The sequence below is a fragment of the Streptomyces sp. NPDC107550 genome (genome assembly GCF_055639095.1).
The window spans coordinates 212568-234115 of the sequence record NZ_JBVKBC010000005.1 but is presented as its reverse complement, the minus strand read 5'-3'; the positions used below and the strand labels follow the sequence as shown (position 1 = coordinate 234115).

19 protein-coding genes are annotated in these 21548 nt (G+C 70.0%); 9 read left to right on the top strand and 10 right to left on the bottom strand.

Annotation, left to right across the window (positions count from 1 at the left end):
* Positions 1-96: 96 nt before the first annotated feature.
* The 5 genes from ACZ7LY_RS10110 to ACZ7LY_RS10090 form a co-directional block, all read right to left on the bottom strand.
* Complete coding sequence (locus ACZ7LY_RS10110) at positions 97-606, bottom strand: hypothetical protein (RefSeq protein WP_471624051.1); 510 nt, start codon at positions 604-606, stop codon at positions 97-99.
* Complete coding sequence (locus ACZ7LY_RS10105) at positions 603-2045, bottom strand: hypothetical protein (protein WP_471624050.1); 1443 nt, start codon at positions 2043-2045, stop codon at positions 603-605. The genes ACZ7LY_RS10110 and ACZ7LY_RS10105 overlap by 4 nt, the downstream gene beginning before the upstream one ends.
* An 80-nt stretch (positions 2046-2125) precedes the next feature.
* Complete coding sequence (locus tag ACZ7LY_RS10100; protein ID WP_471624049.1) at positions 2126-2542, bottom strand: hypothetical protein; 417 nt, start codon at positions 2540-2542, stop codon at positions 2126-2128.
* Between the two features lie 35 nt (positions 2543-2577).
* A complete protein-coding gene (locus ACZ7LY_RS10095) occupies positions 2578-3066 on the bottom strand; it encodes a low molecular weight protein-tyrosine-phosphatase (RefSeq protein ID WP_471624048.1) in 489 nt (162 codons plus the stop codon).
* A gap of 22 nt (positions 3067-3088) precedes the next feature.
* A complete protein-coding gene (locus ACZ7LY_RS10090; RefSeq protein ID WP_471624047.1) occupies positions 3089-3466 on the bottom strand; it encodes a phage holin family protein in 378 nt (125 codons plus the stop codon).
* A gap of 70 nt (positions 3467-3536) precedes the next feature.
* Between ACZ7LY_RS10090 and ACZ7LY_RS10085 the strand changes: the two genes are divergently transcribed.
* From ACZ7LY_RS10085 to ACZ7LY_RS10070, 4 genes are all read left to right on the top strand, one after another.
* Positions 3537-3854: a cupin domain-containing protein gene (locus ACZ7LY_RS10085; RefSeq protein WP_471624164.1), complete on the top strand. Its 318-nt coding sequence runs from the start codon at positions 3537-3539 to the stop codon at positions 3852-3854.
* A gap of 160 nt (positions 3855-4014) precedes the next feature.
* Entirely contained in the window at positions 4015-4230 is a 216-nt protein-coding gene (locus ACZ7LY_RS10080; RefSeq protein ID WP_471624046.1) for a DUF5326 family protein, read from the top strand.
* 235 nt (positions 4231-4465) lie between these two features.
* A complete protein-coding gene (locus ACZ7LY_RS10075) occupies positions 4466-5242 on the top strand; it encodes an IclR family transcriptional regulator (protein WP_471624045.1) in 777 nt (258 codons plus the stop codon).
* Between the two features lie 101 nt (positions 5243-5343).
* Positions 5344-5814 (top strand): SsgA family sporulation/cell division regulator, encoded by a 471-nt coding sequence (locus tag ACZ7LY_RS10070; protein ID WP_471624044.1) that lies wholly within the window; start codon positions 5344-5346, stop codon positions 5812-5814.
* 76 nt (positions 5815-5890) lie between these two features.
* On the opposite strand, the gene ACZ7LY_RS10065 is transcribed toward ACZ7LY_RS10070, so the two are convergent.
* Positions 5891-7222: a YibE/F family protein gene (locus ACZ7LY_RS10065; RefSeq protein WP_471624043.1), complete on the bottom strand. Its 1332-nt coding sequence runs from the start codon at positions 7220-7222 to the stop codon at positions 5891-5893.
* A gap of 220 nt (positions 7223-7442) precedes the next feature.
* Here ACZ7LY_RS10065 and thiC point away from each other — a divergent pair, with 220 nt between their 5' ends.
* Positions 7443-9251: a phosphomethylpyrimidine synthase ThiC gene (gene thiC, locus ACZ7LY_RS10060; RefSeq protein WP_471624042.1), complete on the top strand. Its 1809-nt coding sequence runs from the start codon at positions 7443-7445 to the stop codon at positions 9249-9251.
* A gap of 86 nt (positions 9252-9337) precedes the next feature.
* Here thiC and ACZ7LY_RS10055 read toward each other — a convergent pair whose 3' ends face one another.
* The 3 genes from ACZ7LY_RS10055 to ACZ7LY_RS10045 form a co-directional block, all read right to left on the bottom strand.
* Entirely contained in the window at positions 9338-10204 is an 867-nt protein-coding gene (locus ACZ7LY_RS10055; RefSeq protein ID WP_471624041.1) for a hypothetical protein, read from the bottom strand.
* A 182-nt stretch (positions 10205-10386) separates the two neighbouring features.
* A complete protein-coding gene (locus tag ACZ7LY_RS10050) occupies positions 10387-11604 on the bottom strand; it encodes a metallophosphoesterase (RefSeq protein ID WP_471624040.1) in 1218 nt (405 codons plus the stop codon).
* 269 nt (positions 11605-11873) lie between these two features.
* On the bottom strand, positions 11874-12986 hold the full coding sequence (locus ACZ7LY_RS10045) for a LacI family DNA-binding transcriptional regulator (RefSeq protein ID WP_471624039.1): 1113 nt from the start codon (positions 12984-12986) through the stop codon (positions 11874-11876).
* 408 nt (positions 12987-13394) lie between these two features.
* On the opposite strand from ACZ7LY_RS10045, the gene hisC reads away from it, so the two are divergent.
* A complete protein-coding gene (gene hisC / locus ACZ7LY_RS10040) occupies positions 13395-14474 on the top strand; it encodes a histidinol-phosphate transaminase (RefSeq protein ID WP_471624038.1) in 1080 nt (359 codons plus the stop codon).
* A 108-nt stretch (positions 14475-14582) separates the two neighbouring features.
* Here hisC and ACZ7LY_RS10035 read toward each other — a convergent pair whose 3' ends face one another.
* Positions 14583-14978: a cyclophilin-like fold protein gene (locus ACZ7LY_RS10035; RefSeq protein WP_471624037.1), complete on the bottom strand. Its 396-nt coding sequence runs from the start codon at positions 14976-14978 to the stop codon at positions 14583-14585.
* 234 nt (positions 14979-15212) lie between these two features.
* Here ACZ7LY_RS10035 and ACZ7LY_RS10030 point away from each other — a divergent pair, with 234 nt between their 5' ends.
* The 3 genes from ACZ7LY_RS10030 (at position 15213) to cydD (ending at position 21385) form a co-directional block, all read left to right on the top strand.
* Positions 15213-16718 carry a cytochrome ubiquinol oxidase subunit I gene (locus ACZ7LY_RS10030; protein WP_471624036.1) on the top strand — a complete coding sequence of 502 codons (1506 nt, stop codon included), beginning with the start codon at positions 15213-15215 and terminating at the stop codon, positions 16716-16718.
* Positions 16719-16739: 21 nt separating this feature from the next.
* Entirely contained in the window at positions 16740-17744 is a 1005-nt protein-coding gene (cydB, locus tag ACZ7LY_RS10025; protein ID WP_471624035.1) for a cytochrome d ubiquinol oxidase subunit II, read from the top strand.
* 80 nt (positions 17745-17824) lie between these two features.
* Positions 17825-21385, top strand: coding sequence for a thiol reductant ABC exporter subunit CydD (cydD, locus tag ACZ7LY_RS10020; RefSeq protein WP_471624034.1), 3561 nt, complete (start codon positions 17825-17827; stop codon positions 21383-21385).
* The last annotated feature ends 163 nt before the right edge of the window (positions 21386-21548 follow it).

The following is a 21548-nucleotide window of genomic DNA, read 5'->3' as shown; positions in this document are numbered from 1 at the left end:
CCCGAGCCACGAGGGGGGAGGCTCGGGCCGTCCGCTCGACGCACGCGCGCCCGGCTGCTCCCTCCTCGGAGCAGGCCGCGGCTACGGCTGTTCGGATCAGAACGCCTGCAAGAAGACCCTCGACCGGTCGCTCGCCAGGGGCGCCGTGAACATCTCGATCCACTGCACCTTGGCGCGCCGATGATCGTTCACGCAGGGGGGACACACGCCGACCCACCCCACCCCCTCGGCCTTCTCCGGGTCGGCAAGGCCGAGATGCCGGAACAGGCCGTCCGGCATCGAGCTGAACGGGCCTTTCGTGCTCAACGGCTCCCCGGAGCGGAGGTCCTCCGCGAGCTTCTTCGCCGTGTGCCGGGAGGTCACGAAGGACAGCACGTAGACGTCTTCCCGCGGATTGAGCTGCACGGCGCCCCGCACCTGGGTGGCGTCGTCCGGGACGGACACGTGCATGAAGGACGCGGCCTGCGGGGCGCCCGCCTTCTCGTCCCAACGGGAGGCACGGCCGTCGCCCGCTCGGGCGTGGCCGGAGTCCGAACCGGAACAGGCGGCGAGCAGGAGTGCCCCGGCGACCACTCCGCCGAGGCGGGCGGCCCTCGCGCCCCTCACCGCTTCTCCTCGTCCCCGCGCGAGACGTCCCCGCGGGTTCCCTCGCGTCCGGAATGTCCCGGGTCGACGGCAGCGTGTCCACCATTGTTCAGATCGTAGCTGTGAGGAGAGCTGCTACCAGTCATGTCGTACTCGCGAGCGAATCCAACCTTGTGCAGATGCGCCATGTCCTTGTCGGCGATGACTATGCCTCCCGGGAACTCGGTCGTCTTACCCGCGTCCCAGTTGTATCGGTCCCAAACATTGACCTGATAGTCGAGGGTCACCTTGGGCTTCCCATGGTCAGTAGGGGTCACGGTGACCAAGCCGGAGACGTTCTGCTGGTGGCCGCCGACAGCATGGAACCAGTTGCCGTCCTTGAAGTAGCCGCCAATTGCCTTGCTCTCCACCGGCACTACCACGGTCTTGTCGCCACCTGCCTTCTCGAAGGCGTCGAGCGCGGTGGACCGCCACGCGTCACTGTTTCTGTCGAGGTGGTTCTGGGAGATATTTGTCCGGAAGTCGAGGTCGTCGCGGAGCATGCGGTTCACGTCTAGGTTGAGAGGTTCACCGGACTTTCCGAGGTAATGCTCCATATTGCGCGATGCATCAATCTCCCCCTTCATGTCGCCGGCGGCAGCGATTCCCTGCGCCACTGAGAGCATCCAGAGGTCATGGCCAGAAGGTTCCTCAGTGTCGAAGCCGCCAGCTCCCTCGTCAGCCGGATGCCACTCGTACAGCGGACTCATGACCCCCCTCTTGCGTAGATCATCTCCCTTCTCCTGCCACAAAATTCCGCGCGTGACCGGATCGAGACTGCGCCACCACTCGGCGACTTTCTTCTTCCCCTCGGGTACATGTTGCGCCTTCGCCGTCTCCGCAAGCGAGGGGTACGGGTTGGAGGCCGCGGCCGCGCGGTTGAATCCATTGACGGTGCCGTCCAGGAGGTTCTTGTCCTGAATCACCGCAACGAGAGCGATCCTGAATCCCTCGTCGGCTTCGTTCACCGCCTTGACGGCCGTGTCGAGCTGTTGACCCCAGCCAGCGGCCGCTGCGCGGGCGCTCTCCTGGTATCCAGGGTCATGGGCGAAGGCGACGTACTCCGAGTGATCGAGCTTTGCCGTATCGAAGGTGACGGTGCCTTGCTCGGACACCCTCATGCCTGCCTTAACAGCGGCTTCCCGGGTGTGCTCCACCTGCTTCCGCAGACGGCTGAACTCAGTGAACGCCTCTCGGAGCAGATGGGCGACGGCTTTCGCCTCACTCTGCGCGCCTCGGTACTCCTTCAGTGTCACGTCGAAGCGCGCGGAGCCAGCACTCGCGCTGATCCCTACCCACGAGGTGCCAAGGGAGATGCCATGGACCTCCTTCTTGTACGTCCCCGCGAGCCTGTCGAAGTCTTTGGCCATTGCATCCCAGTCATCGGCCGCCGCCGTCAGCTTCGATAAGTCGGTGCTCATGATTTCGTAGTACGTTGCCACTGCTCGACTCCGGTGGTTACCGAGGCTCGTAATGGGAATCAGGGAAACGGGAAGCGTATTTAGAACGAGTCGAGCGAGGAGGACTTTCGTACTCCCAGCTCTACACTCGTATCAGTGTTCCGGAATATAGTGTTCGTCGCGCGCAGTGCGGTTTTCTCTGAGCCGAGACGGTTGATCAGGGTTGTGAGCTGGTCGTTCCACGTATCGCGCGCGGTCTTCAGGGCGGCTCCGGTAAGCCAGTTTTCGAACTCCCTGGCGGCTTCACCCGTGCTTCCGCGTGCCTGTCTGCCGTCACTATGCGTGTCTGGTTCCAAGCATTTCTCGATAGCCTCGGCAGCCTTCTTCTTCTGCTCAGGGCTGGATGCAAGGTCCTTATCGCCAGATGGCACGCCTCCGCTGCCGACGAGCGGGGCCAGATGGTTGAGATTCATCTGGGTTTGCGTGGCGCCGTCTGATGCTCGGCCGCTTTCGGTCACGACCCCTCCCCCGAGTGTGATCTCAGTTCGTCACCTTACAAGGCTCGCTCCGCCTTCGCGTGGACCGTTTCCAGGAGCCCAGTGGTTGCCGACTCGATCTGCTTGAGGCAGTCCTCGAAGCCGGACAGGGCGCCGTAGTACGGGTCCGGGACGTCCTGGTCGGTGGGTGCCGCGGGGTCGTACGAGCGCAGGAGGTGGATCTTGGCGGCGTCCTCGGGGGTCGGGGCCAGGGCGCGCAGCGTCCGCAGGTGGCCCCGGTCGAGGGCGATGACGAGGTCGAGGCGGTCGAACCAGGCGGGGTCGAACTGGCGGGCGACATGGTCCGCCGTGAAGCCCGACTCCGTGAGGACGCGGACGGTGCGCGGGTCGGCGCCCTCGCCCACGTGCCAGCCGTCCGTGCCGGCGCTGTCCGCCTCGACCAGAGCGGCGAGGCCGGCCTCCTCCAGACGCGCGCGGAAGACGTGCTCGGCCATGGGCGAGCGGCAGATATTGCCGGTGCACACGAAACAGACGCGGTAGGTCATCTCAGCGGTACTCCGGAATCCCTCAGTCCTCGTCGGGCAGGACGACGTTCAGCGCCCACGAGACGATCGAGATGATCAGGCCGCCGAGGACGGCCGTCCAGAAGCCGTCGACGTGGAAGCTCAGGTCCAGCTTGCCCGCGAGCCACGACGTCAGCAGCAGCATCAGCGCGTTCACGATCAGCGTGATCAGGCCGAGGGTGAGAATGAACAGCGGGAAGGTGAGGACCTTCACCACCGGCTTCACGAGGAAATTCACGAGCCCGAAGATCAGCGCCACGACGAGCAGCGTGCCGACCTTCTTGCCCGTGCTGTCGCCGGTCAGTGTGATCTTGTCGAGCACCCACACGGCGACGGCCAGCGCACCCGCGTTGGCGATCGTCTTGACTACGAAATTCTTCATGTGTCTGATCGTGGCAGACGTGGATCACGATCGTGGTGGACGTGACGGGTGAGAGGGGATGGCGGCAGCGATGAAGGCATTCCGGCTGGACGAACTGGAGGCGGAGCGTGCCGCCAATGACGGCGCGTATCTGCAGTTCCTGCGCGAGCGGAACATGTCGGTGGGGCTGTACGCCCTGGACGCGGGGGACCACGACCCGCAACAGCCCCACCAGCAGGACGAGGTATACCTCGTGGTCAGCGGGCGGGCGTCGATCACGGTCGGCCTGGAGACGACGCAGGTCGCCCGGGGCAGCGTGGTCTACGTGCCGGCGGGCGTGGCGCACAAGTTCCACCACATCAGCGAGGATCTGCGGGTCCTGGTGGTGTTCTCTCCGCCCGAGAGCTGACCTGGACCCCCGGGGTTCCCTAGGGGTCGGATCAGGGGAGGGCAAGGGCTCCGGAGCCCCCGTGGCGGGCCTCGGCGTGTCAGCATCGTATGCAGGACGTCCCAGAGACGCCGAAGCCGAAAGGGCCCGGTCACGGGCTCGTCAACGAAGGAGCGGGGCAGTGCAGGAGATATTCGCGGGGATGCCGTGGTGGGTCAAGTGGGTCGCGGTGCCGGTCATCGCCCTGGTCGTCTTCGGCGGGCTGATCGCCAGCGTCGTCGGCTTCGTGATCGGCCTGCTGTTCAAGCTGCTGGTCTTCGCCGCGCTGGTCGGCGGACTGGTCTATGTCGTACGGAAGTTCATGGCGGGGTCGTCCTCCTCGCGCAGTGACTGGTGAGGGCAAAGGGCGCCTCGCGCGGGGCTCGATGACGCGCGGGGCGCTCCGGTACGCGGGGACGGACGGCGCGGGGGCGCCCGGTTGGTTGCTTCCGGCGACGGTTCGCACGACCGGGGGAAGTTCGGGTCCCGGTTCCCCGCGCGCGGTGGGTAGGGGTTAAAGTCCGGATTCCGACGGCTTCGCCCCCGTGAGCCCGGGTACTCGGGGGATCACCCTTTCGTACCGGGAGTGCACCTTGGCCACGGCTGACCCTCCGCCCGCAGCGCCGCCGACGCTGATCGGCTCCGTACAGCGCGCTCTGCGGCTGCTGGAAGCGGTCGCCGAGCATGACGACGGAGCCCCCGCCAAGCAGCTCGCCAGGGAAGCGGGACTCGCCCTTCCCACCGCCTACCACCTGCTGCGCACGCTCGCCCACGAGGGCTATCTCCGCAAGGAGAACGGGGTGTACGTGTACGGCGAGGCCGCCGAGCGGCTGAGCAGCAGCGGGGCCCAGCAGAATCGTCGCGGCATGATCACGGACGCGCTGCGGCACTGGCGGGACAGCATCGGCGTACCCGTCTACTTCGCGGTCTACCGCGACGGCGAGATCGAGGTCGTCGCCGTCGCCGACACTCCGGCCCACAAGGCCGTCGAGGAATGGGCCGACTTCCGTGAGACCGGGCACGCGCACGCCATTGGCCAATGCCTGCTCTCCCAGCTCGACGAGGCCGCCCGCGCGGATCATCTCGCCCGATATCCCGTGCGTTCCATCACTCCGTACTCCGTACGTGACGACCGCGCGCTGCTGCGTAAATTGCGGCAAGTGGGGCCCATGGAGCCCATCATCGAGCGGCAGGAATATGCGCTTGGCACTGCCTGCGCCGCGTTTCCGATCACCGTCGGCTCCACCGCCGCCACTTTGGCCATTTCGCTCCCTTTGCAACAGGCCGACAAACTGCTGCCCACCGCACGGCAGTTGCAGCAGGAGATCGGCAAGCTGGTAGGGACACTCGCCTTCTCTATCAGCATCTGAAAACTCACTCCTTGTAATGAGTCGTGTACGTTGAGCAAGATGCCAAACAGTGTCAGGAAGGCCATTCCTGGCCAATCGACGGCAAGTTGACGGGGTAGGCGATGCGCGAGTCGGTACAAGCAGTCCATGCAGAGGTCATGATGAGCTTCCTCGTCTCCGAGGAACTCTCGTTCCGCATTCCGGTGGAGCTCCGGTACGAGCCCGCCGATCCGTACGCCGTGCGGCTGACCTTCCATCTTCCCGGGGACGCGCCCGTCACCTGGGCGTTCGGCCGGGAACTCCTGGTCGACGGGGTCAACGGGGCGACCGGGGACGGAGACGTACGGGTCTCCCCCGTGCGGAGCGCGGGAATCGGCGGCGGCACCGGCGAACTGCCGGGCGAGGTGCACATCAGACTCCAGGTCGGCGCGGACCAGGCGCTGTTCCGGGCCGGGGTGGCGCCCCTGATCGCCTTCCTCGACCGTACGGACAAGCTCGTCCCGCTCGGTCAGGAGCAGGCGCTCGCCGACTTCGAGGCCGACCTCGACGAGGCGCTCGACCGCATCCTCGCCGAGGAACAGAGCGCGGGCTGAGCTTCCCCGGCCCAGCCCGCCAGACGTAACGCTTCAGCAGCGCGGTGCGCCCGAGCAGTTCCGCGCTCACGTCATGTCAGTGCTTGCGGCGCCGGCCTCTGCCACCGCGTACCGGAGCGGCCCCGCCGGGTCCGTGGGACCCCGGGCGGTCGGCAGAGACCACCAGCGCGGCCAGCGCCGTGGTCAGCGGCACGGAGGCCACCAGGCCGATCGAGCCGACCAGCGTGCGTACGATCTCCTCGGCGACCAGCTCACTGTTGGTCACGTCGAGCACGCTGCTCTGCGCGATCGAGAACAGCAGCAACAGCGGCAGCGCCGCGCCCGCGTACGCCAGCACCAGCGTGTTGACGACCGACGCGATGTGATCGCGCCCGATCCGGATCGCCGCGCGGTACAGCCCGCGCCTGCCCAGCGTCGGGTTGGCCTCGTGCAGCTCCCACACGGCCGAGGTCTGCGTCACCGTCACGTCGTCGAGCACGCCCAGCGAGCCGATGATGACGCCGGCGAGCAGCAGACCGCTCATGTCGATGTGCGGGTAGAGCCCGTGGATGAGGCCCGTGCTGTCGTCCGTGTTCCCGGTCAGCGCGGCCCAGCCGATGAACAGCGAACCGAGCAGCCCGATCAGCAGCAGCGACGCCAGCGTGCCGAGCACGGCGACCGAGGTTCGGGCCGACAGACCGTGGCAGGTGTAGAGCGCGATCAGCATGATGGCGCTCGCCCCCACGATGGCCACGACCAGCGGGTTCGACCCCTGGAGGATCGCGGGCAGGATGAAGAACGTCAGGACCATGAAGCTCACCGCGAGGGCGACGAGCGCCATGACGCCCCGCATCCGCCCCACGACCACCACGACCAGCGCGAAGATGCCGGCGAGCAGCGCGAGCGGGAGCTTCCGGTTCGCGTCCGTCACCGAGTACTGCAGGTCGTGCGGCGCGTCCGGCGCGTAGGACACCACGACCTTCTGGCCCGTGTGCAACTGGCGCGGGGAGGACGGCTGGACGATCTCGGTGAACGTGCGGCCCTTGTCCTTGCCCGTGTCGACGCGGACCAGGGCCTTCTCGCAGACCCTTCCCGTGCGCCGCCCGGCGGAGGGGTCGCCGGACGGCGGCTGCTCGCCGACCGGGCCCGAACCGGAGGCGTGCACCTTGGCGCAGGAGACCCGGGCCACCTCGACGACCGTGGCCTGCTGGGTCTGCCGGTCGAAGCCGACGCCGGTCCGCTCGTGCGGCGGGGCCCCGCCCGGCCACAGCACGACGAGCCCGACGAGGACCGCCGCCGAGAACGGGATGAGCACGGCCGCGATGACCTTGCGCAGATGCAGGGAGACCGGGGCGGCGGGCCCGTGGCCGTGGGAGTGCCCGTGCGGGCCGTGGGGCGGCGGAGGCAGGGACTGCTGAGGGCTCGTCACCGCCCGATCATCGCAAGAACGTCAGGGGCCCTCTGTTCAGCGCGTCCGGCGGGACGCTAGCGTGGAGGCACCTTTGTACACGCGGGAGCTCGGAGCACCGGGCTGAGAGGGCGCTGACCTTCGTCGGGTACGTGTTTCACGTGAAACACGGCAGGACGGACACGGCTGCGTCGACCGCCGAACCTGTTACCGGGTAATGCCGGCGTAGGGAGTAGGTCTCATGACCACAACGGACGCACGCACGCCTGCCTCCAGCTCTGCTGACGAGGCCGGGAAGTCCATCGGCTGGCACAAGGGGTACGTCGAGGGTTCGCGCCCCGACCTCCAGGTGCCGGTCCGTCAGGTGCATCTCACCAACGGGCGGTCGGTGACGCTCTACGACACCTCCGGCCCGTACACCGATCCGCACGTCGACACCGATGTCCGCCGCGGGCTGCCGCCGCTGCGGGAGAACTGGATCATCGCCCGCGGCGACACCGAGGAGTACGCGGGCCGCCCCGTCCGCCCCGAGGACGACGGCATCAAGCACACCTCGCCGCGCGGCGGGCTGCGCAACCTCGACGCGGTCTTCCCCGGCCGCCCGCGCCAGCCGCGCCGGGGCCGCCCCGGGCAGCCGGTGACCCAGCTCGCGTACGCCAGGCGGGGCGAGATCACCCCGGAGATGGAGTACGTCGCCCTCCGGGAGAACGTCGCGCCCGAGGTCGTCCGCGAGGAGATCGCCGCCGGCCGCGCGGTGCTGCCCGCCAACGTCAACCATCCCGAGATCGAGCCGATGATCATCGGCAAGCGGTTCCTGGTGAAGGTCAACGCCAACATCGGCAACTCCGCCGTCACGTCCTCCATCGAGGAGGAGGTGGAGAAGATGACCTGGGCGACCCGCTGGGGCGCCGACACGGTCATGGACCTCTCCACCGGCCGCAACATCCACACCACACGCGAGTGGGTGCTGCGCAACTCCCCCGTCCCCATCGGCACCGTGCCGCTCTACCAGGCCCTGGAGAAGGTCGACGGCAAGGCCGAGGAGCTGACCTGGGAGATCTACAAGGACACGGTCATCGAACAGGCCGAGCAGGGCGTCGACTACATGACCGTCCACGCCGGCGTCCGCCTGCCGTACGTGCCGCTGACCGCCAACCGCAAGACCGGCATCGTCTCGCGCGGCGGTTCGATCATGGCCGCCTGGTGCCTCGCCCACCACAAAGAGAGCTTCCTCTACGAGAACTTCGAGGAACTGTGCGACATCCTCGCCGCGTACGACGTCACGTACTCGCTCGGCGACGGGCTGCGCCCCGGCTCCATCGCGGACGCCAACGACGAGGCGCAGTTCGCGGAGCTGCGTACGCTCGGTGAGCTGAACGCCATCGCCAAGCGGCACCACGTCCAGACCATGATCGAGGGCCCGGGCCATGTGCCCATGCACAAGATCAAGGAGAACATCGACCTCCAGCAGGAGATCTGCGAGGAGGCGCCGTTCTACACGCTCGGCCCGCTGACCACCGACATCGCGCCCGCGTACGACCACATCACGTCCGGGATCGGCGCCGCGATGATCGCCTGGTGGGGTACGGCGATGCTCTGCTACGTCACCCCCAAGGAGCACCTGGGCCTGCCCAACAGGGACGACGTGAAGACCGGCGTCATCACCTACAAGATCGCCGCGCACGCGGCCGACCTCGCCAAGGGCCACCCGGACGCGCAGGCGTGGGACGACGCGCTCTCCGACGCCCGCTTCGAGTTCCGCTGGGAGGACCAGTTCAACCTGGCGCTCGACCCGGACACGGCACGGGAGTTCCACGACGAGACACTGCCCGCCGAGCCCGCGAAGACCGCGCACTTCTGCTCGATGTGCGGCCCGAAGTTCTGCTCGATGAAGATCAGCCGGAGCATCAGCGAGCAGTTCGGGACCGACCGGGCCGGCGCGGCACAGGGCGACGCCGTCAGCCAGGACGAGGTCACGGCGGGCATGCTCGCCAAGTCGAAGGAGTTCGCCGAGGCGGGCAACCGGCTGTACCTGCCCCTCGCGGACTGACCGCCCGCCCGGCGCGGGAGCGGCACGCACGGACCCGGCCCCCGCGAGGGGACACGCCGAGCCGGTGCCGCCGCGCCCGCCCCGGGTCAGTCCGGCCGGTGCTCGGGCCCGCCGAAGTCCGGGCTGCTGAAGTCCGGGCTGGAGTACCCGGCGCGCTGCCCGGTGGCGGTGCCGCCGCCGTCGGGGCTGGAGAACCCGGGCCGGTGGTAGCCGAGCTGGGGCATGCGCCCCGGGGAACCGCCGGTCCGGCCGCCGCCCGGCGCGGGCTCGCCCGCCGGGGGCTCGGCCAGGGCCTCCCGCAGGAACGGCAGGATGCCCCTCTCCAGGAGCGCCTTCGCCCACGCCTCTCTGGCCTGCGCCAGCGCCTCGGCCTCGGCGCCATGGGCGCCGGCCTGGAGCGAGGTCGCGCCGTTGCGCAGGGCCGCGATCAGCAGGCAGACGGCCGCCACGAGGATGCTCGCGGCGGTCAGCGCGGCGAACGTCCAGCCGAACGCCAGGAGCGTGTCGGCGAAGTCGGGCGCCGGTTTCAGCATCTTCAGGATGTAGCCGACCAGCAGGAAGATCGCGGCGGCGGTGCCCGCGAGGACCGGGGCCAGCACGACGGTGACGGCCGCGACGCCGGGGCCCGTGGCCTCCGCGACCAGGCCGAGCGCGCCGCCTGGCGAGCCGGCGGGGTCGGTGGTGCTCTCTCCTTCCGTGAGCGGGCGGCCGGACGGCGGCCCGGCGCGCAGTTCCTCGCGGACGGCGACGTAGTGGTCGTACTCGGCCGCCGCCGCGGCGCTGATCAGCGCCACCGCGCCGAGCGCCATCGTGCGCAGTTGTTCGGGGTTCAGCCGCCGGCCCACTGCGGCGAGTTCAGGACGGTTCGGTGCGGTACGCAGCGCCTCATCGAGGACCCGCTCGAACTCGGGGCGGTCCTCGTTCAGCAAATGCGGAGCGCTGTTCATGTGCATCCCCCGATGCTCCGTAGGGCTTGGTGGCCCGCATGGTTACGAGCCGTCGGGCAGAAACGGAGGGGAGCCTGCTACGGATAAGCCGATGGTAGAGCGGTCACGGCGCGCGGTGACAGGGGGTTTGAGGAAATTGGCCACGGCGGCGGGCGAAACCCCGCACCCGCCGCACCGCCACTCAACCGTCAGTCACGCATGGGAAGTTGCTGGACCAGCAGTTTTCCGGCCATGGTCACGCCGCCGTCCATGGCGATCGCCAGTCCGTCCGCGTACACGTGCGGCATCTCCACGACCGGACGGCTGTCCTCACCGTCGTCGTCCTCGGCGCCGACCTCACCGAGCAGGTACGGGATCGGGCTGTGCCCGTGCACGACGCGCGAGCCGCCGTACGCCCCGAGCAGCTCCCGGACCGCGCCGGGACCCGACTCCTCGTCGCGGAACGCGAAGCGCTTGGTGAACTTGCGGAACAGATCCCAGCACTCGTCCGCGTCGTTGCGGGTCAGGGTCTCGCGGACCGTGTCGTTGACCGCCTCGATGGAGTCGCCGTAGTCGAGGTAGGCGGTCGTGTCGGAGTGCATCAGCAGGTGGTCGTCCTCGATCTCGATCGCGTCGAGCCGGGACATCCACTGCACGTGCACGTCCTGGAGGCGGTCCATGTCGGACTTCTGGCCTCCGTTGAGCAGCCAGGCCGCCTGGAAGGTGGCGGTGCCCGCGCCCGAGTTGACCGGGGTGTCGCCGAAACGCTTCGCGCCGAGCAACAGCAGCTCGTGGTTGCCCATCAGCGCCTTGCAGTACCCGCCGGCGGCGGCGGCCTCGGCGGACAGCCGCATCACGAGGTCGATCACGCCGATGCCGTCGGGGCCGCGGTCGGTGAAGTCGCCGAGGAACCACAGGCGTGCGGTGCCGGCGACCCAGGAGCCCTCCTCGTCGACGAGGCCCTTGTCGCGCAGCGCGGCCAGCAGCTCGTCGAGGTAGCCGTGCACGTCGCCGACGACGAACAGCGGGCCCTTGCCGCCGTCGCCCTGGGCGGGCGCGGGGGCCGGCTGCGGCACGGGGAGCTGGAGGGTGTCGCCTCGGTTGATGACCGGCAGGTCGCGCTCGGTGGGCGTGTAGCCGTCGGGGTACTCCTCGGCGCCCTCCGTGGAGGCGGTGAGGGGCGCGGGGGCGGAGGCTGGCGGCGGCGCGGGGTGCTGGGCCTCGGGGCCCGGCGCGGGCGCGAGCCCGGTCGCCTGGCCGTCGGCGGAGCCCTCGCGGGGGCCGGGGATCGGGTCGGGAACGGGGTCCGCAGGCACCATGTTCGCCGGTACGTCATGCACGTACGCGGGAACACGGAAGTCGCGCAGCGTCTCCGTGCGCGCTGCGGGTCCCTGACCGGCCCCCTGAGTCATCGACCCCTCCACCATTGCGCCGCCTGTGCACCGGATCGGACTGCCTGGTCGCAGCGGCCCGCGGTGTCGTGCGCCCATCATAGGAATGCGGCTCGCGCTGTGTGATGCACCAGGGGTGGTGAATCGGTGACGGGCGGCTGTTCCCCACGCTTTTCTCCCGAATTGGTGCGGACTTTTCCTCTCGGACGTGAGGGCGGCCGGCGGACGGGCGGGGCGCGTCCGCCGGCCGGGAGGCGGGCGTGGTGGTGGTCGGAAGGCGGGCGTGGTGGGTGTCGCTCGGGCCGTCAGCCCTTGCCCGGCGAGCGGGGCGGGCTGACGGTGGTGCGCGACGGGCGGCGCTGGGAGGACGTCCGCACGATCAGTTCCGTCGGTATCACCTGCTCGACCGGCTGGTCGGAGTCGACTCCCTCGATGGCGTCGATGAGGAGCTGGACCACCGCGGTGCCGATGCGCCGCGGTTTGAGCGAGAGGGTCGTGATGGGCGGCTCGGTGTTCGCGTACACGTTCGACTCGCTACAGCACACGAGCAGCAGGTCTTCCGGGACGCGCAGCCCGTAGCGGCGGGCCGCCGCGAGCAGATCCGTGCCGTTGGGGTCGAACAGGCCGTAGACGGCGTCGGGGCGGTCGGGCCGGGCGAGCAGACGGTCGGCGGCCACGGCGCCCGCGCACGGGTCGTGCGCGGGGTAGGACTCGTAGACCGGTTCCTGCCCGATCCGCTCGCACCAGCGCAGATACGCCGAGGTGGACAGGTGGGTGTAGGTGTCGGTGGTCGTGCCGGTCAGGAGCCCGATACGGCGGGCGCCGGCCTCGGCGAGATGGTCGAGGATGCCGAGCACGGCGGCCTCGTGGTCGTTGTCGACCCAGGCGGTCACGGGCAGGGTGCCCGCTGGACGTCCATCGGAGACGACGGGCAGGCCCTGGCGGACCAGCTCGCTGACGACCGGGTCGTGGTCGGAGGGGTCGATGACGACGGTCCCGTCGAGGGCGACGTTCGACCAGACGTCGTGACGGGAGGTGGCGGGCAGGATGACGAGTGCGTAGCCGCGGGCGAGCGCGGCGGAGGTGGCGGCCCTGGCCATCTCCGCGAAGTACGCGAATTCGGTAAAGGTGAAAGGTTCATCCCCGTACGTCGTCACGGTCAGGCCGATGAGGCCCGATTTTCCGGTGCGGAGCGTGCGGGCGGCCGCGGATGGGCGATAGCCCAGCCGGTCGGCGACCTCACGGACATGGCGTCGGGTGGCGTCGGGGAGCCGACCCTTGCCGTTGAGCGCATCGGACACGGTCGTGATGGAGACCCCGGCGGCGGCGGCAACGTCTCTGATGCCTGCCCGACCTGGCCGGGTGCCCCGGCGCGTAGTCTCCGCCCGGCTCACCTGATGCTTCCCTGCTGCTGTCATGGCGAGCCGATAGTAGGGCTCATGCGGCCGCATGGCGGGGTTGCATATGCACGCGTTGACAGGCACGTTTCTGCAAGGTGATTTGCTGTCAGAACCCTTGGAAAGCAAGGGAGTTGCTGGTCATGACGGTGGGACGTCATGCTTCGGCGTACGCGGACCTGCCAAGTCCGACAGGTTGCGAACAGGTCTCAACTCACCTGCAAGGGGGATGCGCGCCACGGCGCGGGCCACCGGCGCGCGGCCGCAGCAAAAGCGCTCCCCCTGCCCCGCGCGCCCCCCGGGCCCCGTACGTGGGCGCGCGTGCCGGTGCGGAGCCCGGTGAGGCCCGTGGCCCCCGGCCCATTGGGGCGGGCGCCGAATCCTCTTAAGGTGAGCAGTATTGGAACGGTGGCCATGAGGAGGACTGCGGTGAGCGAGACGAACCCCAAGCTGCGTGCCGAGCTGGAGGGGATTCCCACCTACAAGCCGGGCAAGCCGGCCGCCGCGGGAGGCCCGGCGGCGTACAAGCTGTCCTCCAACGAGAACCCGTATCCGCCGCTGCCCGGCGTGATGGAGCAGGCGGTCGCGGCGGCCGGGACGTTCAACCGCTACCCGGACATGGCCTGCACGGGCCTGATGAACGAGCTGGCGGACCGCTTCGGGGTGCCGCTGAGCCATCTGGCGACCGGCACCGGATCGGTCGGCGTCGCCCAGCAACTGCTCCAGGCGACCAGCGGCCCCGGCGACGAGGTGATCTACGCCTGGCGGTCCTTCGAGGCGTACCCGATCATCACGCAGGTCAGCGGAGCGACGAGCGTCAAGGTGCCGCTGACGGACGGCGAGGTGCACGACCTGGACGCGATGGCCGACGCCATCACGGACCGCACGCGCCTCATCTTCGTCTGCAACCCCAACAACCCCACGGGCACCGTCGTGCGCCGGGCCGAGCTGGAACGATTCCTCGACCGGGTCCCCTCCGACGTGCTGGTCGTGCTCGACGAGGCGTACCGCGAGTTCATCCGTGACCCCGAGGTCCCCGACGGCGTCGAGATCTACCGCGACCGGCCGAACGTGGCGGTGCTGCGGACCTTCTCCAAGGCGTACGGGCTCGCCGGGCTGCGGGTCGGCTTCGCCATCGCCCACGAGCCGGTGGCGGCGGCGCTGCGCAAGACGGCCGTGCCGTTCGGCGTGAGCCAGCTCGCGCAGGACGCGGCGGTCGCGTCGCTGCGCGCCGAGGACGAACTGCTCGGTCGGGTCGGCGCCCTGGTCAACGAGCGCACCCGCGTCGTCGAGGCGCTGCGCGGGCAGGGCTGGACGGTGCCCGAGACGCAGGCCAACTTCGTGTGGCTGCGGCTGGGGGAGCGGACGATGGACTTCGCGGCGGCGTGCGAGGCGGCCGGGGTCGTCGTGCGGCCGTTCGCCGGCGAGGGCATGCGGGCCACGATCGGCGAGACCGAGGCCAACGACATCTTCCTCCACGCGGCGGAGGCCTTCCGCAAGGAACTCTGACGGTACGAGGGCCTGCGGCGCGGGGCCTATGGCACGGGGGCCTGCGGTACGGGGCCTGCGGCGCGGGGGCGGGGAGTCCTGCCTCGTGCCCCGGGCCCCGCGCACTTGTCAGGCCAGTTCCACCCGGATCGGGTCGCCGGCGCGGACCGAGGCCAGCGTGCGCGGGTCCTGGTCCAGCGTGCCGAGCAGGTTGCAGGGGCTCGCCAGGCGGCATTCCGTGTCTCGGGAGATCGGCGTCGGGCCGAAGGGGAGGGCGAGCGCGTCGCCGTCCGTCCAGAAAGCGACCGTGCCGGGCTCGACGACCTGGCGGGCGCCGCCCTCGCGCGGGACGCGGACGCCGGTGTCGAAGTAGACCTCCTCGCCCCAGGTCTGCGCCGTCGCGGAGAGCGGGAGCACCGCGAGCAGGGCCCGGGCGGTCGGGGTGTCCTCGACCGCCGCCGTGGCGTGGCCGGCCGGCCAGACGAAGCGGATGCGGGTCCGTGACTGTTCGGGTGTCGGCTGCATGCGGCGCATTCAACAAGATGTTGAAGTTCCCCGGAACCCCCATTCCAGCACCCGGACCGGGCGGCTGTGGCGTTCCTCCCAGAAAGGGGACCCCCCTGCAGATGCCGACAACCAGTACGACATAATGCTTGTGAATGTGAACGCGTTCACAAGCGTGTCCCGGTTCCTCCCGGGATTTGTGGGATTAAAGGGGCAAACTGCCGCTGTGACCACGGCGATGTAAGGAGAGACGCAGTGGACCTGGCTCTGGCGCCGGAGACATTGGCGCGATGGCAGTTCGGCATCACGACCGTCTACCACTTCCTGTTCGTCCCTCTGACGATCTCGCTCTCGGCTCTCGTCGCCGGGTTGCAGACCGCCTGGGTGCGGACGGAGAAGGAGAAGTACCTCAGGGCGACCAAGTTCTGGGGAAAGCTCTTCCTGATCAATATCGCGATGGGTGTCGTCACCGGCATCGTGCAGGAGTTCCAGTTCGGCATGAACTGGTCGGACTACTCCCGCTTCGTCGGTGACATCTTCGGCGCCCCGCTGGCGTTCGAGGCACTGATCGCCTTCTTCTTCGAGTCCACCTTCATCGGGCTGTGGATCTTCGGCTGGGACAAGCTGCCGAAGAAGATCCATCTGGCCTGTATGTGGATGGTGTCCATCGGCACGATCCTGTCCGCGTACTTCATCCTGGCGGCCAACTCCTGGATGCAGCACCCGGTCGGCTACCGGATCAACAAGCAGGCCGGACGCGCCGAGCTGACCGACTTCTGGCACGTCCTGACCCAGAACACCGCGCTCACCCAGGCGTTCCACACGCTGACCGCGTCGTTTTTGACCGGTGGCGCGTTCATGGTCGGCATCGCGGCCTTCCACCTGGCCCGCAAGAAGCACATCGTCACGATGAAGACCTCGCTGCGGCTCGGCCTGGTCACCGTCGTCATCGCCGGCCTGCTCACCGCGATCAGCGGCGACCAGCTCGGCAAGGTGATGTTCAAGCAGCAGCCCATGAAGATGGCCGCCGCCGAGGCCCTGTGGGACGGCCAGAACTCCGCGCCGTTCTCCGTCTTCGCGTACGGCGACGTCAGCAAGGGTCACAACTCCGTCGAGCTGTCGATCCCCGGGATACTGTCCTTCCTCGCCGACGACAACTTCCACTCGTACGTCCCCGGCATCAACGACACCAACAAGGCCGAGCAGCAGAAGTACGGGCCCGGCGACTACCGCCCGATCATCCCCGTCACCTTCTGGGCGTTCCGCTGGATGATCGGCTTCGGGATGGCGTCCTTCGCGCTCGGCATCCTCGGACTGTGGCTCACCCGCAAGAAGTTCATGCTGCCCCAGCATCTGCGGGTGGGTGAGGACGAGGCACCGAACCTCGTCCTGTTCAAGAACAAGGCGCTCAGCCCGAAGTTCACCAAGCTGTACTGGATCGCGGCGCTGTGGACGCTCGGCTTCCCGCTGATCGCCAACTCCTGGGGCTGGATCTTCACCGAGATGGGCCGCCAGCCGTGGGTCGTCTACGGCGTCCTGCGCACCCGGGACGCGGTCTCCCCCGGTGTCTCGCAGGGCGAGGTCCTCACGTCGATGATCGTCTTCACCCTGCTCTACGCCGTGCTCGCCGTCATCGAGGTCAAGCTCCTCGTGAAGTACGTCAAGGCGGGCCCGCCCGAGCTGACCGAGGACGACCTCAACCCGCCCACCAAGATCGGCGGAGACCGGGACGCCGACAAGCAGATGGCCTTCTCGTACTGAGGCCCAGGGAGCGATCAAGTCATGGAACTTCACGACGTCTGGTTCGTGCTCATCGCGGTCCTGTGGATCGGCTACTTCTTCCTGGAGGGGTTCGACTTCGGGGTCGGCGTCCTCACGAAGCTGCTCGCCCGTGACCGCACGGAACGCCGGGTCCTGATCAACACGATCGGCCCGGTCTGGGACGGCAACGAGGTGTGGCTGCTGACGGCCGGCGGCGCGACCTTCGCCGCCTTCCCCGAGTGGTACGCCACGCTGTTCTCCGGGTTCTACCTGCCGCTGCTGATCATCCTGGTCTGCCTCATCGTGCGCGGTGTGGCCTTCGAGTACCGGGCGAAGCGGCCCGAGGACAAGTGGCAGACCAACTGGGAACACGCGATCTTCTGGACCTCGCTGATCCCGGCGCTGCTGTGGGGTGTGGCCTTCGGCAACATCGTGCGCGGCGTCAAGATCGACAAGAATTTCGAGTACGTCGGCAACTTCTGGGACCTGCTCAACCCGTACGCGATCCTGGGCGGCCTGGTCACCCTGACGCTGTTCACCTTCCACGGCACGGTCTTCACCGCGCTCAAGACGGTGGGCGACATCCGGATGCGGGCCCGCAAGCTCGCGCTCGGGCTGGGTCTGGTGACCGCCGTGCTGGCGCTCGGGTTCCTGATCTGGACGCAGGCCGACAAGGGCGACACCAGTTCGCTCGTGGCGATGATCGTGGCCGTGGTCGCGCTCCTCGGGGCGCTCGCCACCATCAAGGCCGGGCGCGAGGGATGGTCGTTCGCGCTGTCCGGCGTGACCATCGCGGCGGCCGTCGCCATGCTCTTCCTGACGCTCTTCCCGAACGTCATGCCGTCCTCGCTCAACCCGGCGTGGAACCTCACCGTGTCCAACGCCTCGTCGAGCCCGTACACCTTGAAGATCATGACGTGGTGCGCGGGGATCGCTACGCCGATCGTCCTGCTCTACCAGTCGTGGACCTACTGGGTGTTCCGCAAGCGCATCGGCACGCACCACATCGCCGACGCCGCCCACTGAGTCCGCCTCCGCCCACGGGCGTGTTTCACGTGAAACACGCCCGGTGAGTCCCGCCCCGTCTACGTGAGGGTGTGTTTCACGTGAAACCGATCGACCCGCGACTGCTCCGTCACGCCCGGGCCACCCGCGTCTTCCTGATCGCGGTGGTCGTCCTCGGCGCCGTCGGGGCGGGGCTGGTCATCGCGCAGGCGATGCTCATCGCCGAGATCGTGGTGGGAGCCTTCCAGCACGGCCTCGACGTGGCCGACCTGCGGCGCCCGCTGGTGCTGCTCGCCCTGGTCGCGGGCGGGCGGGCGCTCGTCGCGTGGCTGACCGAACTGGCGGCGCACCGGGCCAGCGCCGCCGTCAAGGCCCAACTGCGCGGACGGCTCCTGGAGCGGGCCGCGCAGCTCGGGCCGGGCTGGCTCAGCGGGCAGCGCACCGGTTCGCTGGTGGCGCTGGCGACGCGCGGGGTGGACGCGCTGGACGACTACTTCTCGCGCTATCTGCCGCAGTTGGGGCTCGCGGTGGTGGTCCCGGTGGCGGTGCTGGCCCGCGTCGTCACTGAGGACTGGGTGTCGGCGGCGATCATCGTCGGCACGCTGCCCCTCATCCCCGTCTTCATGATCCTCATCGGCTGGGCCACCCAGTCGCAGATGGACCGGCAGTGGCGGCTGCTGTCCCGGCTGTCCGGGCACTTCCTGGACGTCGTCGCGGGTCTGCCCACGCTCAAGGTGTTCGGCCGGGCCAAGGCGCAGGCCGAGTCCATCCGCAAGATCACCGGTGAGTACCGCAGGGCCACCATGCGCACCCTGCGGATCGCCTTCCTCTCCTCGTTCGCGCTTGAGCTGCTGGCCACGCTCTCCGTCGCGCTGGTCGCCGTCACCATCGGCATGCGGCTCGTGCACGGCGAGATGGACCTCTACGTGGGTCTCGTCATCCTCGTCCTCGCGCCCGAGGCGTATCTGCCGCTGCGCCAGGTCGGCGCCCAGTACCACGCGGCCGCCGAGGGGCTGGCCGCCGCCGAGGAGATCTTCGAGGTCCTGGAGACGCCGCTGCCCGCCTCCGGCACCGGCGAGGTCCCGGCCGGCGGCGGCATCGCCTTCGACGGCGTCACCGTCCGCTACGAGGGCCGCACCGAGGACGCCGTCCACGACGTCACCTTCGACGTGGCCGAGGGTGAGACCGTCGCGCTGGTCGGGCCGAGCGGCGCCGGCAAGTCGACGCTCCTGAGCGCCCTGCTCGGCTTCACGGCCCCCAGCGCCGGGCGGGTCCTCGTCGGCGGCGCCGACCTCGCGGAGCTGTCCCGTCCGCAGTGGCACGCGCGCGTGGCGTGGGTCCCGCAGCGCCCGCAGTTGTACGCCGGGTCGATCGCGGACAACGTCCGGCTCGCCCGGCCCGACGCGCACGACACCGCCGTACGGGAGGCGCTGGGCGAGGCCGGTGCCCTGGAGTTCGTCGACGCGCTGCCCGACGGCGTCCACACCCGGCTCGGTGAGGACGGCGCCGGGCTCTCGGCGGGGCAGCGGCAGCGGCTCGCGCTGGCCCGCGCGTTCCTCGCCGACCGGCCCGTCGTCCTGCTCGACGAGCCGACCGCCGCGCTCGACGGCGAGACCGAGGCGGGCATCGTCGAGGCCGTGCGGCGGCTCGCCGTGGGCCGGACCGTGCTGCTCGTCGTGCACCGCCCGGCCCTGCTGGCCGTCGCCGACCGTGTCGTACGCCTCAGCTCCGCCGCCACCGCCGACACCGCCCGCCCGGCCGTCTCCCCCGCCTCGGGCGCCCTGTCGAACGGCGACGCCGCGCCCGCGCCGACCCCGGCCGAGGCCGTCGAGGAGGCCGCCGCCGGCGCCGCGCCCGAACCCCGGCACCGGGGCTCCGCGCTCGCGCGTCTGCGGGCCGCTGCCCGGCCGCGCCGCTCGCGGCTCGCGCTGGCGCTGCTGCTCGGCGCGCTGGCTCTCGGCAGTGCCGTCGGCCTGATGGCCACCTCCGGCTGGCTGATCTCGCGCGCCTCGCAGCAGCCGCCCGTGCTCTACCTGATGGTCGCGGTGACGGCCACGCGCGCGTTCGGCATCGGCCGGGCCTGCTTCCGGTACGCCGAGCGGCTCGTCTCGCACGACGCCGTGCTGCGGATGCTGGCCGACACCCGGGTCGCCGTCTACCGGCGCCTGGAGCGGCTCGCGCCCGCCGGACTGCGGACGACGCGCCGAGGCGACCTGCTGTCCCGGCTCGTCGCGGACGTGGACGCTCTCCAGGACTACTGGCTGCGCTGGCTGCTGCCCGCCTCCGTCGCGGCACTGGTCGGCGCGGGGTCCGTGGCGTTCACCGCGTGGCTGCTGCCCGCCGCTGGTGCCGTGCTCGCCGCCGGGCTGCTGCTCGCCGGGGTCGGCGTGCCGCTGCTGTCCGGCGCCGTCGCCCGCCGCGCCGAACGCCGCCTCGCGCCCGCGCGCGGAGTGCTCGCCACGCGGGTCGCGGAACTGCTCACCGGCACCGCCGAACTGACCGTCGCCGGCGCCCTGCCGCGCCGCACGCGGCAGGCACGGGACGCCGACACGACACTGACCCGGATCGCCTCGCGGGCGGCCACCGCGACCGCGCTCGGCGACGGGCTCAGCGCCCTGATCACCGGTCTGACCGTGGCGGGGGCGGCGCTCGTCGGCGTCGAGGGCGTACGCTCCGGGCAGCTCGACGGGGTCACCCTCGCCGTCGTCGTGCTGACTCCGCTCGCCGCGTTCGAGGCCGTCCTCGGGCTGCCGCTGGCCGTCCAGTACCGCCAGCGCGTCCGCAAGAGCGCCGAGCGCGTCCACGACGTACTCGACGCCCCCGACCCCGTACGCGAGCCGGAGCGGCCCGCGCGGGCGCCCGAGGAGCCGTTCCCGCTGGAGCTGCGCGGGCTCACCGCCCGCTACGAGGGCCAGGCGCGGGACGCGCTCGCGGGCGTGGACCTCACGCTGGAGCGCGGGCGCAGGATCGCCGTCGTCGGGCCGTCCGGCTCGGGCAAGACGACGCTCGCGCAGGTGCTGCTGCGGTTCCTCGACGCGAACGCCGGCACCTACACGCTGGCTGGAACCGAGGCGAACACCCTCGACGGCGACGCCGTACGCCGCCTGGTCGGGCTCTGCGCTCAGGACGCGCACCTCTTCGACAGCACCGTGCGGGAGAATCTGCTGCTCGCCAAGAAGGACGCCGACGAGGCCGAACTGCGGGCGGTCCTGGCCCGCGTACGGCTCCTGGAGTGGGCGGACGCGCTGCCCGACGGGCTCGACACGCTCGTCGGCGAACACGCGGCAAGGCTGTCCGGCGGGCAGCGGCAGCGGCTCGCGCTGGCCCGCGCGCTCCTCGCCGACTTCCCCGTCCTCGTCCTGGACGAGCCCGCCGAACACCTCGACCTGGAGACGGCGGACGCGCTGACGGCGGACCTGCTCGACGTGACGCGCGGGCGCACCACCGTCCTCATCACGCACCGGCTCGCCGGTCTCGACGCCGTCGACGAGGTCCTCGTCCTCGACGAGGGCCGCGTGGCGCAGCGCGGGCCGTACGCGGAGCTGGCCGCCGTGGACGGGCCGCTGCGCGCGCTGCGGGAGCGCGAGGAGGCGGCAGGGCGGGGCGTCGCGGCCGTGCCCGTGGGCGCCGGGGCCGCGATGACGGCCGGGGCGGGGGCGTGAGGATGTCCGGTGCTGCTCTGCGGCGGGGGCTGGGGGTGTGCGGTGCTCCAGGGCGGGGGCGTGGGCTGCCCGCTGCTCGGCGGCGGGGCGTGGGGGTGCCCGCTGTCGGGGCGGCCGCCGGGTCTCGTCGTACTTGTCGACTTTCGCCGCTAAATCGGACTAA

Coding starts and splice junctions, on each gene's coding strand:
- ACZ7LY_RS10055 (WP_471624041.1), bottom strand. CDS start 10,204: ATGCACATGAACAGCGCTCCGCATTTGCTGAACGAGGACCGCCCCGAG.
- ACZ7LY_RS10105 (WP_471624050.1), bottom strand. CDS start 2,045: ATGAGCACCGACTTATCGAAGCTGACGGCGGCGGCCGATGACTGGGAT.
- ACZ7LY_RS10085 (WP_471624164.1), top strand. CDS start 3,537: ATGAAGGCATTCCGGCTGGACGAACTGGAGGCGGAGCGTGCCGCCAAT.
- ACZ7LY_RS10090 (WP_471624047.1), bottom strand. CDS start 3,466: ATGAAGAATTTCGTAGTCAAGACGATCGCCAACGCGGGTGCGCTGGCC.
- ACZ7LY_RS10045 (WP_471624039.1), bottom strand. CDS start 12,986: ATGACAGCAGCAGGGAAGCATCAGGTGAGCCGGGCGGAGACTACGCGC.
- ACZ7LY_RS10035 (WP_471624037.1), bottom strand. CDS start 14,978: ATGCAGCCGACACCCGAACAGTCACGGACCCGCATCCGCTTCGTCTGG.
- ACZ7LY_RS10050 (WP_471624040.1), bottom strand. CDS start 11,604: ATGGTGGAGGGGTCGATGACTCAGGGGGCCGGTCAGGGACCCGCAGCG.
- cydB (WP_471624035.1), top strand. CDS start 16,740: ATGGAACTTCACGACGTCTGGTTCGTGCTCATCGCGGTCCTGTGGATC.
- ACZ7LY_RS10070 (WP_471624044.1), top strand. CDS start 5,344: ATGCGCGAGTCGGTACAAGCAGTCCATGCAGAGGTCATGATGAGCTTC.
- thiC (WP_471624042.1), top strand. CDS start 7,443: ATGACCACAACGGACGCACGCACGCCTGCCTCCAGCTCTGCTGACGAG.
- ACZ7LY_RS10095 (WP_471624048.1), bottom strand. CDS start 3,066: ATGACCTACCGCGTCTGTTTCGTGTGCACCGGCAATATCTGCCGCTCG.